We start from the raw sequence: 14,622 nt of genomic DNA on the forward strand, positions 1-14,622 counted from the left end.
GCCTGATGGTTTCGTTAGGCTGCGGCCATGATTCGTGCAGTGGTGTTCGACGTCGGTGAGTGCTTGGTGGACGAGACCCGGGAGTACGGCACCTGGGCGGACTGGCTGGGCGTGCCTCGGCACACCTTCGTGGCCCAGTTCGGTGCTGTGATCGCGGAGGGCCGCGACTACCGCGAGACGTTCCGGGTCTTTCGGCCGGATTTCGACCTGTACGAGGAGCGCGAGAAGCGGGCGGCGGCTGGTCAGCCCGAGGCGTTCGGCGAGGACGACCTGTATCCCGACGTCCGCCCGGCCCTCGCACGGTTGAGGGCGGACGGGCTCTGGCTCGCGATCGCGGGCAACCAGACCGTGCGGGCCGGAGAGATCCTTCGCCGGTTGTTCACGGACGATGTCGACCTGATCGGCACCTCCGACGACTGGGGCGCGAGCAAACCGGATCCGGCGTTCTTCGAGCGGGTGGCGGAAGCGGTCCCGGCTCGACCGGACGAGATCCTCTACGTCGGCGACCGCCTCGACAACGACGTACTCCCCGCCGCCCGGGCCGGGATGTGCACCGCGCTGATCCGCCGAGGGCCGTGGGGCTGGATCCAGCAGCACGACCCCGCAGCCGATCGTGCGACCTTCCGGATCGACTCGCTCGGCGAGCTGGCGGAGCTGATCGCGAAGGCTAACGCTGGAGCGAACTGAGCGTCGCCGACCAGGAGTAGAGGCGGTCGTCGACGCGCCGGACCGAGTCCGAGTCCTGCCAACTCGCGAGCGCCCTGCGGGCCTCTCGGATGCGATCCATGCCGGTGGCGTACCAGGTCGCTCCCAGCTGATCGAGTGCCTGCTCCAGCAGAGCGCACGCCGTATCAGGCCGTTGAGCGGCGGCCTCGACGGCTGCGAGGTCGCCGAGAACCACTACTCGCTGCTTGCCGGCGGTCTCGGGCAGATCGGCGAGCACCGCCTCAAGGGTGGTTCGGGCCTGGGGGATCAGGCCGGCTGCCAGTTCGGTGTTGCCCTTGAAGGCCGCGAGCCGGGTGAACGAGAACCAGGTGAACCACTCGGGGCTGCGGTGCTCGCCACCGGCGCTCATGGTCTCCTCTGCCCGGCGCAGGATCGTGAGCGCTTGCCGGTGGTCGCCGCACCGGGTCAGGCATTCCGCCTCCACAGCGTCGAGCCACGCCAGCAACTCTGCTGAGGCGGGCCCCCGCCGGGCGTACGTGCGGGCGGCTCGCATCCGCTCGGCAGTGTCCTCGCGATGTCCGGCCCATCCCGGGACGAAAGCGGAGTGCCCGAGAATGGCGGCGCCGAGCAGCGGGTCGTCGGCTGCACCTGCAGCTTGCAGGGCGCGCACGAACGTGTCGTCGGCGACCTCTGGTTGGCGGAGGTCGAAGAACTGGATCCGGCCCGCGAGAAGAAGGCTCTCCGCGAGTGCGGATGCGAGCACCCTTCGGGCGACCCCGTCGGTCTCGCCCAGCAGAGCCGCACCCAGATTGGCGTGTTCGACGACCGCCTGGTGCAACGTCGCGGGCGGAACGCTCCAGTAGAGACGTCGATGGGCTTCTGTGACCGTCGCGAAGTCCGCGCCCACAGTCGGTGGTTGCGTCGCGGATGCGACTGCCGGCCTCGGCATCGCCGGGGTGGCCGAAGGGCGACGGCCCGTGGGCGTGACCTTGTCCGGTGCCGGTCGGATGCTGTCATCCCACGGCGCGCGGAATCCGAGCTCCTCGATCGGCAGGCGCAGGACGTAGGTGAGAAGCTGCTGGTGATCATCGCGCGGCCAGGGCGAGTTGGGGGACTCCCATCGCCCGATCTGTTTGCGACTGACGACGATTTCCCCCAGGCCGAGTTGGCGGGCTGCGTCGTGCAGGGCGGCCGCGAGTGCCTGTTGGCTGGAGAGGCCGCGAGCCTGTCGGGCGGCCTTGAGAGCGGTGTTGCCGATGGACCTTGGCATGGTGTCCTCCGAGCGCCTGATGCTGCATCAAGCATACGGCTGATGGGGACTCATTCGAGACTCTCGCTCGACTTGTAAATGGTGAAAGACTCTCAGAAGTCCCACACGCGTCCCATAAAGGGGGTTCAGGGCATCCAGCCCGAGGGTCGACGATTTCCTATGTCACCGCCTGGCGCGGAACGACTACGGAATGTGGGGATCGCATGCCTGATATGGCAAATCCCGGGCTCATCATCAGCCCACTCAAGACGGCTCGATTCCCCGTTCCGTTGGAGTGGGGTGTGCCGCCGGGCGGCGCGGCGGTGCCGTCGGCGCGGAGGTTGGTCATGGAGATCGCGCGTGTCTGGGGCGTGCCGTTCTCCGCAGAAGCGCTGGAGGAACTGGAGCTCTGCGCGAGTGAGCTGATCGCGAACGCGATGGAGCACGCGAAGGCGCGGTGTACGGTGACCGTTCGCCGAGCCGGTGAACGGTTGCGAGTCGAGGTCGAGGACCCCGTCCCGACCTTTGAACGCTGTGTGGCGGACCCGGAATCGACCAGTGGGCGTGGGCTGTTGCTCGTTGAGGCGCTGGCCGACGCCTGGGGCTGGCACTCGGTCGGGGAGGGGAAGGTCGTATGGTTCGAGATCGGGGGATCGGGTGAGGCGCAGGATCCCACGCACGGTTGGGGATCGGCGCACGACCTTCTCTCGCAACGGTCGGTGGCGTGATGCCCCCACAAGCTCAGTCGGGCCTCCGCCGGCTGCTTTCGCGTCGCAGCCGATGACACCTGAACTTGCTTGCACCGTCAGTGCGATGAGAACTGTTGCCACGGTCGGCAGGCTGATGTGGTGGGTCGTCTTCGCTGTCGGCGTGGTGGCCGTATTCGCCGCGGGTCGTGATCGCTAGATGACACCAGTAGCCACGTATGGGCGATCGGGGACGGCTGTTGCCGGCCCGCCGGGCAACGTGCCTGGCGGGCCGAGTCCTCCGGGCATGCGGCTCAGTCGGGGCTTCCCTCCTCAGGGGCCTCGGGGGACCGCTCTTCGAGGACTCCGAGGAGGGCCGAGGCGACCAGGGCGACGGTGGGGTCCCCGTCCCGGGCCAGTCGGTGCAGGGCCTGCTCCGCGGCGGGCCCCGGTAGTTCGACCAGGGCCTGGGTCAGCCGGATCCGCACCGCCGGGTCCGTGGGGTGGGCGGTGAGTTCGTCGACCAGGGCGGCGGTGAGCCGCTCCGCGACCCCGGGGTCCTCGGCGAGCGCCGCGAGCACCTCCGCCGCGTCGACGTCGTGGGAGCCCGTGACCACCATGGCGAGGAGGGCCGGTACGGCCGCGGGCGCGCCGCGCCGGCCCATGGCCAGCGCGGCGTGATCGCGGACCGTCGGGTCCGGGTCGCCGAGGGCGTCGGCAAGTGCTGCGGTGGCGCCGGGGGCATCGGGCATCCCGGCGATCGCGCGGACCGCGCGGCGCCGGATGTCGGCGTCCTCCGACCGCAAGCCGGCGGCCAGTGCGGCCACGCCGTCGCCGCCGGCGCGGGCGAGGGCCCAGCGCAGGGCGCCCGCGACGTTGGGGTCGGCCTCCGAGAGCACCGCCCCGGCCAGCACCTCGGCGGGCACCGGCACGTCCTCCGGCGGGGCCAGAACGGCCTGCTGCCGGCGCGCGGCGCTGGCCGAGTCGAGCCCCTGGAGGAGCTCGACGATCCGCAGGACGTCCTGCCAGCCGGTGGGCTCCGAGGCGTCGACCGCGCGCAGCCGCCGGAGCAGTTCCCGTTCCCGCTCCAGGCGGTCCTCCGTCCACCGGATCAGGTCGCCGACCAGGTCGGACGGCGTGAACGCCGGGTCCTCCAGGGCGCGGGCGATCTGCTTGAGCGAGAGCCCGAGCGAGCGCAGGCTCTCCACGTGGAAGATCCTGCGGACGTCCTCGGCGGAGTACTCGCGGTAGCCGCCGACGGTGCGGCCGGTCGGTCGGACCAGCCCGAGGGCGTCGTAGTGCCGGAGCATCCGGGTGCTCACCCCGGAGCGGCGGGCGACCTCACCGATCAGCACTCCGCGGTCTCCACGGTTCCGGCGGTCTCATGGGCGGTCGCGCGGGCGGCCTCGGCGGCGGCCGTCCGCTCGGGGCCGAGCGCGGTGACCCGCTTCGCTTCGAACAGGGCCTCGTCGAAGCCGGTCTCCGGGTCGTGGATCAGCAGCACGGTGGCGCGGGCGTGCGCGGCCACCTCCGGGTCCGGGTGGGCCGCGGCCCGCTCCAGCACCGGCTCGCTCCCGGCACCGAGGTCGACGAAGGCCCGGCTCAGGCTCAGCTGCACGGTCCGGTCGCCGCGGCCGAGCTGGCGCACCAGCTCCTCCGCCAGCTCCGTCCGCCCGTCCTCGGGGACGAGGACGACCGCGACCCGCCACGCCGTCCGGGAGACCTCGTCGTCGGCGTCCCGCAGCAGGTCGCTGGTGATCCAGTCCCATGCGCTCCGGTCGCCGATCTTGGACAGGGTGTGCAGGGCCTGGCTGCGGGCCTGGGTGCGCCCGGAGCCGAGTTCCCGGCGGATCCGGGGCAGGGCAAGCTCCGCCGGGAGGCGGGTCAGCGCCCAGGACAGCATGTCCCGGACGAAGAAGTCGGGTTCGACCGCGCACCGCTCGACGAGCGGCTCCAGCAGTCCGGGGTCGGGGTTCGAGCCGACCGCCAGGGCTGCCTGGAGTCGGACCGAGGAGTCCTCGGCGCCCAGTGCGGCGATCACGCGGGTGTACTGCTCGGTTCCGGTTGTCGTGTTGATCGGGACCACCTCCTGCACCCAGTGGACACCTTGTCACGGTGACAAGGTCAAACCCTTTCTTCAGGCGCACCTGGAAATCCCTGGACCGCGAGCTCGCCCATCCCTTACTCTCCGCCGGGGTCATCCGTTCGTGTGCCTTCGACGGACCGAAGGGGGCGGCCCGGACGACGGCGAAGGCGTCAACCGTGCGAGAACGTCGAGGCATTCGAGGATGGTGAACCGATGGACCCTGTGCAGCTGAAGCGGCGTTCCCTCCCCGCCCGATCCCTGCTCCTCCTGCCGACGGCGGCCCTGCTCGCCGCGGGCTGTGCGGTCGGGCCGGGCCAGCAGAGCACCGCGGACCGCCGGAACCCCTCGGTGGCCCCCGCCGCCGACGCGACCGCGCCGCAGATCCGCACCGATGTCGATCCGCTGAAGCGCCGCTTCCCGGAGCTGGGCGAGCTGTCGGCGACGAAGTGGATCGGCCGGACCCTGGGGCAGTACGCCGGATCGGGACTTCCCGGGCCGACCGACGTGAGCCTGGACGGTGTCGCCCGCATCGAACCCGGGACGCTCGCGACCATCACGGGGAACGGGACGTGGCAGGAGGGGGGCATCGCCTGTCCCGTCCCGAGCGCGCTCGTCCAGGAGGTCGGCGCCACCACGTCGGCGTGGTTGCACAGCGAGTCGTTCGACCGGACGGTGACGCGGAACCGGTACTCCGGGAGCTTCTACTTCGACCGGCAGAACAGCCGGGTCTATTTCTGCACCGTGAATCCGAAGGCACGCACCGACTGACCGGCGGTCCGTCGGGATCTGGCGGACGACGAGTGGTGACGAGTGCCCCGTCCTCCTGGGCGGATTCAACAAATCGTCTACTCTCCGCCGGGGTCATCCGTTCGTGTACCTTCGACGGACCGAAGGGGGCGACCCGGACGAAGACGAAGGCGTCAACCGTACGAGAACGTCGAGGCATTCGAGGATGCGGGTGAGGGGATTGCGGCAGGGAACCAGGCGGGCTCCGGCGGCTGTGGTGTGGGGTGGCCGGTGCGTTGCGCTGGCCGTGGTGCTGCCGTTGTCGGTGTCGTGTGCCGCCGGGGAGCAGCCGCCGCCGGTGGTCGGGGCCTGGAAGTCGAGTGTCGCGTCGATCGAGTTCCTGGACGGTCGCAGGCTCGGTGAGGTGAGCCTGTTGCCGGCCATGTGTCGGGGGGACGCGTCTCCGACGGCGGTGAAGTTCACCGGGAGCTGGCGGCGGGGCAAGCTGGACGATGCGGGGCCCGGCGCCGTCGCCGAACTGGTCTCCGTGGCTGGTGACCTGAAGTGCGAGCGGTTCTTCCAGTACGGCAGCCGCGATGGTCAGGACTGGCTGCAGATGACGGGAGTGGACGCGGGGCAGGAGGCCTTCGTCCGGAAGTAGCCGGATCGGCGGGCAGGCTTCCGGGCCGATGTGACGAGTGCCCCGTCCCCTGGTGGGGGCGGGGCACTTCGTGGTCCGCAAGGTGATCGTCGGTCAGTCGGGCTGTCGCTACGGCGAGTCGGTTACCTGTGGCACAGCTTGAAAAGGATCGACGTTGTGCACCGCCTCGGCGGGGCGGTGGGTGTTCCGGTCCGGCAGGTCGGTGCACCTGCGAGGCACCTGGGGCGCCACCGCCGTCGACTGGTCGAACACCTTCAACAACCCCAGCACGCTGGCCAAGTACACCGGCGACGTCTTCGGCTTCTGAGTCCTGAACACCGAGTCCTGAGCTCTGAACCCTGAGCTGACTCCACGGCTCCAGGCGTGGCCGCCCCCGGCGTTCGGGGGCGGCCACGCCCGTTCTGCTCCGGGCCGTTCAGCGGGGCAGTCGGCCGGTGAGCAGGAAGGTGGTGAACGGGTCCCGGACGTGGGGGTCGGCGAAGTCGACGCCGTGGCCGGTGGCGTCGACCGTCACCATGGCGGCCCGGTGGCCGAAGGCGTCGAGGGTCTGGCGGGCGCCGGAGTACGGGGTCGCCGGGTCGTAGCGGTTCTGCAGCAGGAGGACGTTGCGGGGGCCGTCCGGGGTGGGGCGGACCTCGGGCTCCTTCGGGGAGTAGTGCCAGAAGGCGCAGGGCCAGACGTTGCCGCCCATGCCGTCGGTGAGCGGGTACCGGCGGGCGTCGGCGGCGGTGCGGGCGGCGTAGCCCGCCGGGTCGCGCGGCCAGGCGGCGTCGTCGCAGAGCACCGCGTCCTGGGCGGCGACGAAGTTGTCCGGGATCACCATGGGGAGCGACGGGCCGGTCGCGGGAGGCGCGGAGCGGGTGGCGGCGAGCTGGAGGGCGTGGGCGGCCAGCGGGTAGTAGCGCGGGTTGGTGAGCGAGGAGTAGACCACGGCGCGCAGGGCGACACCGTCCAGGGTCCGGCCGGAGGGCAGGACGAGGGGCGAGCGGTCGAGTTCGGCGGCCAGCCGCAGGTAGCTCGCCCGGACGTCCGCGGGGGTGGCGCCCAGGTGCAGGGTGGAGTCGAGGCCGGCGAGGTGGCGGGCAAGGGCCGGGAAGGCGTCCTCGGCGCCCTCGCTGAACAGCTGGACGCCGCGCTGTTCGCCGTCGGGGTTGACCGTGCTGTCCAGCACCACCCGGTCGGTGCGGGACGGGAACAGGGTGGCGTAGACCTGGCCGAGGTAGGTGGCGTACGAGGTGCCCAGGTAGGAGATCCGGCCTTGGCCGAGGGCGGCCCGGATGCGGTCCAGGTCGCGGGCCGAGTTGGCGGTGGTGACGTCGGCCAGGTACGGGCCGGTGGCGGCCGCGCAGGCGTCGGCGATGCGACGGGCGTGGTCGAGGTTGGCGGTGATCGAGCCGTCGGGGCCCGGGAAGGGGTAGTTGAGCTGGGCGGCGCGGTCCTCGGCGGGCAGGTCGCAGTGGACCGGGGTGCTGTTGCCGACCCCGCGCTCGTCGAAGCCGATCAGGTCGTAGGAGCGCAGCACCTCGGGCGGGAGGAAGCCGACGGCCTGGCCGGGGTAGTCCAGGCCCGAGCCGCCCGGCCCGCCGGGGACCACCACGAGGTCGCCGCGCCGGTGGGCCGGGTCGGCGGTGCGGATCCGGGAGACGGTCAGCGTGATGCTGCCGGAGCGCGGGTGCCGGTAGTCGCGGGGGACGCGCAGGGTCGCACACTGCTGGCGCGGGTCGCGCGGCCACGGGGTGCCGTCGGCGTTGGGTGTCGGCGTGGGGCAGCTGCCCCAGGAGAGGGCGGCGGGAGCGGCCTGGGCGGTGGCCGGGGCCACGGCGGTCGGCAGGAGGGCGAGGGAGAGCAGCAGGGCGCCGGTGGCGGCCGTGCGGCGCATGAGCGCGGTCATGCGCCCGACGGTAGGCCGCCGGCCGGGTGCGGGCCTCGGACGGCGGGTGGAGTCGGGGGTGGAGTCGGGGGTGGAGAGGCCGGGTGGATCGCCAACCGCCGCTCTCCACCCGGCGGTTGAGGCGACGCCTACCGGTGGAGCACCGCCGGGGTCGGCCCGTCGGGGCGGACGGTGATGCTGTAGGCCGCACCCGTCGGGCGCGAGCGGAATTCCAACCGTCCCAGCGGCAGCAGCAGTTCGAGCAGCGCGGTGGTCTCGCGCAGGGCGAACTGGGTGCCCAGGCAGGCGCGGGCGCCCAGGCCGAACGGGAGGTAGGCGCCGAGGTGGGCGGGCCGGGGGGCGCCGGGCGCGAAGCGCGCGGGGTCGAATCGCTCCGGGTCGGGCCACAACTCCGGGTCGCGGTGGGTGAGGTAGGGGCAGACCAGCACGTCGGTGCCGGCCGCGATGCGGTGGCCGGAGATCACGTCGTCCTCGACCGCGTGCCGGGGGAGCAGCCAGGCCGAGGGGTACAGCCGGAGGGTCTCGGCGACCAGCGCCTGCGGGTCGGCGTCGCGCGTGGCGGGGTCGTGCGTGGCGGGGTCGCCGTCGAGCAGCAGGAACAGCCAGGTGAGCGTGGTGGCGGTGGTCTCGTGCCCGGCGACCAGCAGGGTGACCAACTCGTCCCGGATCAACCGGTCGGTGTACTCCGGGTGTTCGGCGGCGGCGTCGAGCAGCACCCGCAGCACCCCGGGCTCCGCGGGGTCCGTCGGGTCCGTGTCGCGCGCCGTGTCGATCGCGGCCTGGGCGACGGCGTCGATCCGGGCGAGGTCCTCGGCGACGGCGTCCCGGGCGTCCGCCGCATCGGTGGGCAGGGTCGGCATCGCGGCCACCACCCGCTCCACGGACCGCAGTTCGCCGTCCGTCCGGTCGTCCAGCTCCCGCCCGGTGAGCGCCCGCCACACCGTGTCCAGGGCGAAGCCGCGCATCTCCTCGGCCACGTCGAAGGTCTCCCCGCTGCGCCGGTACCCCTCCCAGCGTTCGGCGGTGCGGCGCGCCGCGGCGGCGATCCGCTGCTCGTAGCCGCGCATCCCGGTGCCGGTGAACTGGGACTGCAGCAGTCGCCGTTGGCGCTTCCAGGCGTCCCCGGTGGCGGACAGCACGCCGTCGCCGACCAGCATCCTGGCCCGGTGCGAGCGCTTGACGTACCGGTCGGGGTGGCGGCCCAGTACGTGCTGGACGGCGGCCGGGTCCGTCACCAGCACGGTCGGCGTCGGGCCGCCGAGCCGGAAGGCGGCGATCCCGCCGATGCCGCGCTTCGCCCGGGCGAGCAGCTCGACCAGCTGGGCCTCCTCGGCCCGCCACTGCTCGACGGCCTCGGGGGCCAGCTCGGGTACGGGGACGGTGTCCGTGGTCACCAGGGGTCTCCTCGGCTCGGTTCGGCTCGGTTCGGCTCGGTTCGGCTCGACGCGGCCCGTCCCCGGCGTGCGGCGGGTGGGCTGCGAAGGGTGGGGCGCAGCGGGCCGACTCTACGGCAGTGGGGTGGCCGGACGGTCACCCGAGGTCACCGTCAGCCTGGATGGCGCCCCGGACACGGCCGCTCACCGGACACCGCCGCGCCCCGGACATGGCTGCGCCGCGGTCCGTCCCCCTCGACGGATCGCGGCGCAGCGGCTAAGGGGGTGTCAGGCGGTCACGGTCACACGGCCTCCCAGAGGGCGGGGACGATCGGCGGCTCCCAGCCGACCTGCGCGGTGTGGCCCTGGACGCAGCGGTAGCTGACGCCGTTGTAGGTGACCACGTCGCCGGCCTGGTAGGTGGTGCCGGGGGTCCAGGCGTTGCCGGGGTTGGGGTTACCGCTGCTCACGACCAGGGTGAAGCTGGTGGTGTGGGTGGCGGAGCCGGTCCCGGTGAGGGCGATGCTGTAGGTGCCGGCCGCCGTGTTGGCCGCGGTGGCGACGGTCAGGGTGGCGGAGGCGCCGGACTGGACGGAGGACGGGCTGAAGGAGACCGTCACCCCGGCGGGGGCGCCGGTGGCGGTCAGCTTGACCGTCTGGGCGCTGCCGGAGGTGGTGGCGGTGGCGACCGTCGCGGTGGCGGAGGCGCCGGCCTTGACGGTGGCGGTGGTCGGGTTCACCGAGAGGGAGAAGTCGTTGGCGGGGGTGGTGCCGCCGACGGAGGTCTTCCAGATGGTGGCGGCCACGCCGTTGGCGTTGCGCTTGAGCACGGTGGCGTCGACGTTGCTCGTGGTGTCGCAGGACTGGTGGTAGCAGGAGTCGTAGGACTGCCCGGCCGAGCCGCCCCACTTGGCGGCCTGCGCGGAGGACTTGACGGCGCTGGCGCCGGCCGCGTAGCCGGAGGTCGGGACGCCGGCCTGCTGGAAGGAGGAGTCGTCGGAGCGGCCCTGGCCCTCGACGTTCTCCTCGGGCTGGAGGTTGAGCGAGTCCCAGTAGGCCTTCAGCGGCGCGGAGGCCGCGGAGGTGAGGTTGTTGATGAAGTAGCCGGCGTTGGGCGAGCCGACCATGTCGAAGTTGTAGTAGGCCTTGATCGCCGAGCGCTGGGCGGAGCTCAGCTGGCCGACGTAGTACTGGGAGCCCTGGAGGCCCTGCTCCTCGCCGGTCCACCAGGCGAACCGGACGTGCCGGGTGAGGCTCGGGTTCTGCTGGGCGAGCGCGAGGGCGTTCTCCAGCAGGACGGCGGAGCCGGAGCCGTTGTCGTTGATGCCGGGGCCGGCCGCGACGCTGTCCAGGTGGGCGCCGAGCATGGTGACCTGGTCGGTCGGGCCGCCGGGCCAGTCGGCGATCAGGTTGTTGGACTGGTAGGTGCAGGAGGTGCAGGTCTGCTCGCTGACCTGGAAGCCGGCGGCCTGCAGCTTGCCCTTGAGGTAGGCGACGGACTGGGTGTGTCCGGCGCTGCCGGCCCGGCGGTTGCCGCCGTTCTGGGTGGCGATGGTGTTCAGCTGGGCCAGGTCGGCCTGGATCTTGGCCACGTCGATGTCCGGTGCGGGCCCGCCGGGTGTTCCGCCGCCGCCGACCGTCAGGGTGTACTGGGCGGTGTGGGTGGCCGGGCCGGCGGTGCCGGTGACGGTGATCACGTAGCTGCCGGCGGGGGCCGAGGCGGAGGCCGAGAGGGTCAGCGTCGCGGAGGAACCCGCCTGCACGGAACCGGGGTTGACCGTCGCGGTGACCCCGGTCGGGGCGCCGGTGGCGGTCAGGTTGACGGTCTGCGCGGTGCCCGAGGTGACGGCGGTGGAGATCGTCGCGGTGGTCGACGAACCGGGCTGGACGGAACCGGCGGCCGGGCCGAGCGCGAGCGAGAAGTCGTTGTTGCCGGACGGCGTGCAGGTCGGGTCGCCGCTCTGCGCGGGCACGCTGACCGCGTCCCAGGCCGCCTTGGTGCGGTTGTAGAAGGTGCAGCTCGGGTCGAGGTTCTTGGCCGCGGTCAGGGTGGTGGTGCGGTACCGCTTGTAGGTCATGCCGCTGGTCTTCAGCAGCATGCCGCCGTACCAGACCTGGCCGGCCTGCTTGACGCCGATGCCGGTGACGCTGGAGTTGTTGCAGGTCGGGCTGGTGGGCTTGCCGCCGCCCGGGTTGGAGCCGTTGGACAGCAGGTAGAACCAGTGGTTCAGCGGCCCGGCGGCGGCGTGCACCTCGGTGCTCGGGATCGAGGAGGAGTAGCAGTCCGGGTCGTTGTTGACCCGCGAGGGCTGGTAGAGGTTGCGGATCGGGCCCTGGCCGACCAGGTTGATCACGCGGCCGACCTGGTAGTCCGGGTAGTCGTAGGGTGCGGGCTCGTTGTTGTACTCCTTGGTGAGCGCGCCGAAGATGTCGCCGGTGCCCTCGCCGAGGCCGTTCTCGTTGTTGGCGCCGCCCGGGGTGTACTGGTCGATGCCGTGGCCGAACTCGTGGCCGACGACGTCCTGGGCGGCTATCCACTCGCCGGCCTGGTTGTGGCCGATCGAGACCGAGCTGCCGTCCCAGTAGGCGTTGACGTCGTTCAGGCCCATCTTGATCGGCCAGCTGCCGCCGTTGCCGTCGTGCCCGTTGCGGCCGAGCCAGTCGCGGAGCATGTCCCATTCCTTCTGGGCCGCCCACATGGCGTCGCCGCAGCCGTTCTCCCGGCTGGACGGGTCGCCGTTGCCCCAGGAGTCCGAGGACTTGGTGAACACCTGGCCGGAGTCGATGTCGGAACAGGACAGGCCGGGCCGGTTGGGGTCGCGCAGCGAGTACGAGCCGCCGGAGTTGGTGGTGCTGATGGTGAGCGGCCCGGGGCCGTTCCACTTGCTGTTGACGGTGCCGGCCTCGACGTCGTCGTAGCTGTCGACCACCTCGCCGGTGCCGGCGTCGACGAAGACGTGCAGGTGGCTGGGGGCGTGCTCGGTGCGGCCGGTGAGGACCGTCTCCCAGGCGAGCCGGCCGGCGCCGTCCTTGACCCGGACGACCAGGCGGGGGGAGTCCGCCTTGTCCACGGTCGGCAGCTCGGTCCGCGCGGTCTTCTCCGCGTCGGCCGCGCTGATCTGCGGGGTGGTGGATCCGCCGACCGGACCGGTGGCGGCCGACTGGAGGCCGCGCACCCTGCCCTGTCCGTCGGCGAGCACCACGGCGTCGCCGCCGACCACCGGGAGGCCGTGGTAACTGCGTTCGTAGGAGACGGAGTAGAGGCCGTTCAGCCAGGGGGTGACGGTGCGGCGCTCATAGCTCTCGCCGGGGCCCTTGGCCAGCGCGTCGGCGCCGGCCGCGGCGGCCGTGTCGGCCGCGTTGACGGCGGCGGCCAGGGCGCTGGGCGGCGCTGGGGAGGGTGCCGGCGCGGCGGCGGCCGCTCCGGCGGTGGCGCCGACCAGGCCGGCCAGCACGGCAAGGGTGGTCGCCGTGCTGAGCAACCGGCGTGGGGAAACTCTGCGTTGCATCGAGGCTCCTCGCGTGTGGGGGTCCTCGACCGCGGACGGCAAGGCTGGTGGCGCACCGCAGGCCGCGTCCGGGGGACGGCCGCTGCGGGCCGTCCGCGCTCGGGTGCCCGAACACTCACATGACGTCATGCTCGGGTCAATGGCTGGTGCGGGCTCGGCATAGGGTTGGCAAATTCCGTCAAGGTGCGGGTGCCGTTTCGCGTCAAGCTGGGCTTTCCCTCAAGTGGTTGAGACCACATCATGTACGGGGCGGGTGCGATCGAGTAGCGTCCTCCCCGTCGGCAATCGTCCCAGGGCCCCGGGTCGGGGCCCGCCGCCGGGGAGGCAGTCGTGCACCGTGTGGGCTCCGTCGCCACCTCGGCTCCGCCGGCCCCGCCGCCCGCCCTCGCGCCGGATCCCCATGTCTGGCGGGAGTTCGGCGCCCTGCTGCGGCACTGGCGCCGCCGGGCCGGACTCACCCAGGCCCAGCTCGGCGCCGGGATCGGCTACGACCACACGGCGGTCAGCAAGATCGAGCACGGGACCCGTCGGGTCGCCCCCCGGCTGGTCGACCGGATCGACGGACTCCTGGGCGCCGGAGGGGAGTTGGCGGCCGCCGGACTGCGCGCCGAGACGGCCGGGATGTCGCCGCTCGGGCCCTTCGCCCCCGGGGTGCTCCGGCCGCCGCTGCCGGGCGGGGGGTCCGGCGACCCGGTCGGTTCCCCCGGGGCGGCCGTCGCACCCGCCCGGCTGCCCGACTACGGGCTGCTCTGCCCGTTGCACGACGCCGAGGGCTGCGCCGTCCCCCCGCCGGACGAACTCATCGCCCGGTACACCGAGTTCTGCACCGCCGACCCGGCGACCGGCGCCCCGCTGGACGCCGACACCGCGCACGCCCTGGCCGGGCTGCTCGCCGCCCAGCTGCGCGCCGCCGAGGCCGGCGTGCACCCGGGGCTGGTCGCCGCCGTCGAGCGGACCCTGCACGTGGTGCTCGCCCGGCTGGCCGTCGCACCGGCCGCCCAGCGCCGTCCGCTCGCCCGGCTCGCCGCCGAACACGCCCACGCCGCGGGGGCGTTGCGGATGCAGGGCGGCCGGAGCGCCACCGCGATGGCCTGTTTCGACCGCGCGCTGCTCTGGGCCGAACTCGCCGGGGACCAGGCCACCCAGGTGGGCACCTTGAGCGACCTGAGCGTGCTGGCCCGGCTGGACGGCGATCCGGCGGCCGCGCTCGGCTACGCCCGGGAGATCGACCGGGTCGCCCCCGACCGTCCGTGGGCGGGGGCGATGGGCCGGGTCAGCCAGGCCCGGGCGCGCGCCCTGACCGGCGACGTGCGCGGTACCGTACGGCAGATCACTTTGGCCCGGGCCGAGTTGGAGCACATCGACGCCCGGGACGAGGCGGACGTGCCGTGGCTGTCCATCGCCTCGATGCGACTGCGGGTGGAGTCCGCCGCGGCGGCCGCCCTGCGCGACCTCGCCGCCGCCGTGGACGACCCCCGGCTGGCCCGGCGGGCGCTGGCGGCGACGGAGACCGCGCTCGGGCTGCTCGGACCGGACCAACTTCCGGCCAGCCGGCTGTTGTTCACGGTACGGGCGGCCGACTGCCATATGTGTGCGCACGATCCGCGGGCGGCCGTCGAGCTGCTCGGGCCCGCCCTGGAGACGGTCCCGGTGGGTGCGGTGCCCGCGCTGGTCGGGCACGAGCTGCGCGGGCTGTGCGAGCGGCTCGCGCCGTACGAGCCCCAGGCCGCCCGGCAGTTGGCGGAGCTGGCCGGCTCCTGAGCGGAGCGGGCCGG

12 protein-coding genes are annotated in these 14,622 nt (G+C 72.9%); 6 read left to right on the forward strand and 6 right to left on the reverse strand.

Annotation, left to right across the window (positions count from 1 at the left end; all coding sequences use genetic code 11):
- Nucleotides 1-27: 27 nt before the first annotated feature.
- Nucleotides 28-687, forward strand: a complete 660-nt coding sequence (locus tag ABTZ03_RS18370; protein ID WP_350514024.1) for an HAD family hydrolase — start codon at nucleotides 28-30, stop codon at nucleotides 685-687.
- Here the strand turns inward: ABTZ03_RS18370 and ABTZ03_RS18375 are convergent.
- The gene (locus tag ABTZ03_RS18375) at nucleotides 668-1,936 is read right to left on the reverse strand and encodes an NsdA family TPR-like regulatory protein (RefSeq protein ID WP_350514025.1); all 1,269 of its coding nucleotides are present in this window, start codon (nucleotides 1,934-1,936) and stop codon (nucleotides 668-670) included. The two genes, ABTZ03_RS18370 and ABTZ03_RS18375, sit on opposite strands and share 20 nt — an antisense overlap.
- Before the next feature lie 212 nt (nucleotides 1,937-2,148).
- Here ABTZ03_RS18375 and ABTZ03_RS18380 point away from each other — a divergent pair, with 212 nt between their 5' ends.
- Complete coding sequence (locus ABTZ03_RS18380; protein ID WP_350514122.1) at nucleotides 2,149-2,643, forward strand: ATP-binding protein; 495 nt, start codon at nucleotides 2,149-2,151, stop codon at nucleotides 2,641-2,643.
- A 272-nt stretch (nucleotides 2,644-2,915) separates the two neighbouring features.
- Here the strand turns inward: ABTZ03_RS18380 and ABTZ03_RS18385 are convergent, their stop codons facing one another.
- Both ABTZ03_RS18385 and ABTZ03_RS18390 read right to left on the reverse strand, forming a co-directional pair.
- Nucleotides 2,916-3,956: a HEAT repeat domain-containing protein gene (locus ABTZ03_RS18385; protein WP_350514026.1), complete on the reverse strand. Its 1,041-nt coding sequence runs from the start codon at nucleotides 3,954-3,956 to the stop codon at nucleotides 2,916-2,918.
- A complete protein-coding gene (locus tag ABTZ03_RS18390) occupies nucleotides 3,950-4,696 on the reverse strand; it encodes a HEAT repeat domain-containing protein (protein WP_350514027.1) in 747 nt (248 codons plus the stop codon). The genes ABTZ03_RS18385 and ABTZ03_RS18390 overlap by 7 nt, the downstream gene beginning before the upstream one ends.
- Nucleotides 4,697-5,035: 339 nt before the next feature.
- On the opposite strand from ABTZ03_RS18390, the gene ABTZ03_RS18395 reads away from it, so the two are divergent.
- The 3 genes from ABTZ03_RS18395 (at nucleotide 5,036) to ABTZ03_RS18405 (ending at nucleotide 6,381) form a co-directional block, all read left to right on the forward strand.
- Complete coding sequence (locus ABTZ03_RS18395) at nucleotides 5,036-5,455, forward strand: hypothetical protein (protein ID WP_350514028.1); 420 nt, start codon at nucleotides 5,036-5,038, stop codon at nucleotides 5,453-5,455.
- A 265-nt stretch (nucleotides 5,456-5,720) separates the two neighbouring features.
- Nucleotides 5,721-6,074: a hypothetical protein gene (locus ABTZ03_RS18400; protein ID WP_350514029.1), complete on the forward strand. Its 354-nt coding sequence runs from the start codon at nucleotides 5,721-5,723 to the stop codon at nucleotides 6,072-6,074.
- 154 nt (nucleotides 6,075-6,228) lie between these two features.
- Complete coding sequence (locus tag ABTZ03_RS18405) at nucleotides 6,229-6,381, forward strand: hypothetical protein (RefSeq protein ID WP_350514030.1); 153 nt, start codon at nucleotides 6,229-6,231, stop codon at nucleotides 6,379-6,381.
- A gap of 108 nt (nucleotides 6,382-6,489) precedes the next feature.
- On the opposite strand, the gene ABTZ03_RS18410 is transcribed toward ABTZ03_RS18405, so the two are convergent.
- The 3 genes from ABTZ03_RS18410 to ABTZ03_RS18420 all read right to left on the reverse strand — a co-directional run bounded on the left by ABTZ03_RS18410 (nucleotide 6,490) and on the right by ABTZ03_RS18420 (nucleotide 12,847).
- On the reverse strand, nucleotides 6,490-7,965 hold the full coding sequence (locus ABTZ03_RS18410; protein ID WP_350514031.1) for an alpha/beta hydrolase: 1,476 nt from the start codon (nucleotides 7,963-7,965) through the stop codon (nucleotides 6,490-6,492).
- A 128-nt stretch (nucleotides 7,966-8,093) separates the two neighbouring features.
- Nucleotides 8,094-9,362, reverse strand: coding sequence for a cytochrome P450 (locus ABTZ03_RS18415; protein ID WP_502894511.1), 1,269 nt, complete (start codon nucleotides 9,360-9,362; stop codon nucleotides 8,094-8,096).
- Between the two features lie 278 nt (nucleotides 9,363-9,640).
- Nucleotides 9,641-12,847, reverse strand: coding sequence for a M28 family peptidase (locus ABTZ03_RS18420; protein WP_350514033.1), 3,207 nt, complete (start codon nucleotides 12,845-12,847; stop codon nucleotides 9,641-9,643).
- A gap of 330 nt (nucleotides 12,848-13,177) precedes the next feature.
- On the opposite strand from ABTZ03_RS18420, the gene ABTZ03_RS18425 reads away from it, so the two are divergent.
- Nucleotides 13,178-14,608: a helix-turn-helix domain-containing protein gene (locus tag ABTZ03_RS18425; protein WP_350514034.1), complete on the forward strand. Its 1,431-nt coding sequence runs from the start codon at nucleotides 13,178-13,180 to the stop codon at nucleotides 14,606-14,608.
- Nucleotides 14,609-14,622 lie beyond the last annotated feature (14 nt).

Origin of the sequence: Kitasatospora sp. NPDC096077 (assembly GCF_040303245.1) — a bacterium.
Lineage (GTDB): Bacteria > Actinomycetota > Actinomycetes > Streptomycetales > Streptomycetaceae > Kitasatospora.

What these genes read in the sequence shown, in the direction of transcription:
- ABTZ03_RS18370 (WP_350514024.1), top strand. Translation starts at nt 28, where the DNA reads ATGATTCGTGCAGTGGTGTTCGACGTCGGTGAGTGCTTGGTGGACGAG.
- ABTZ03_RS18375 (WP_350514025.1), bottom strand. Translation starts at nt 1,936, where the DNA reads ATGCCAAGGTCCATCGGCAACACCGCTCTCAAGGCCGCCCGACAGGCT.
- ABTZ03_RS18380 (WP_350514122.1), top strand. Translation starts at nt 2,149, where the DNA reads ATGGCAAATCCCGGGCTCATCATCAGCCCACTCAAGACGGCTCGATTC.
- ABTZ03_RS18410 (WP_350514031.1), bottom strand. Translation starts at nt 7,965, where the DNA reads ATGACCGCGCTCATGCGCCGCACGGCCGCCACCGGCGCCCTGCTGCTC.
- ABTZ03_RS18420 (WP_350514033.1), bottom strand. Translation starts at nt 12,847, where the DNA reads ATGCAACGCAGAGTTTCCCCACGCCGGTTGCTCAGCACGGCGACCACC.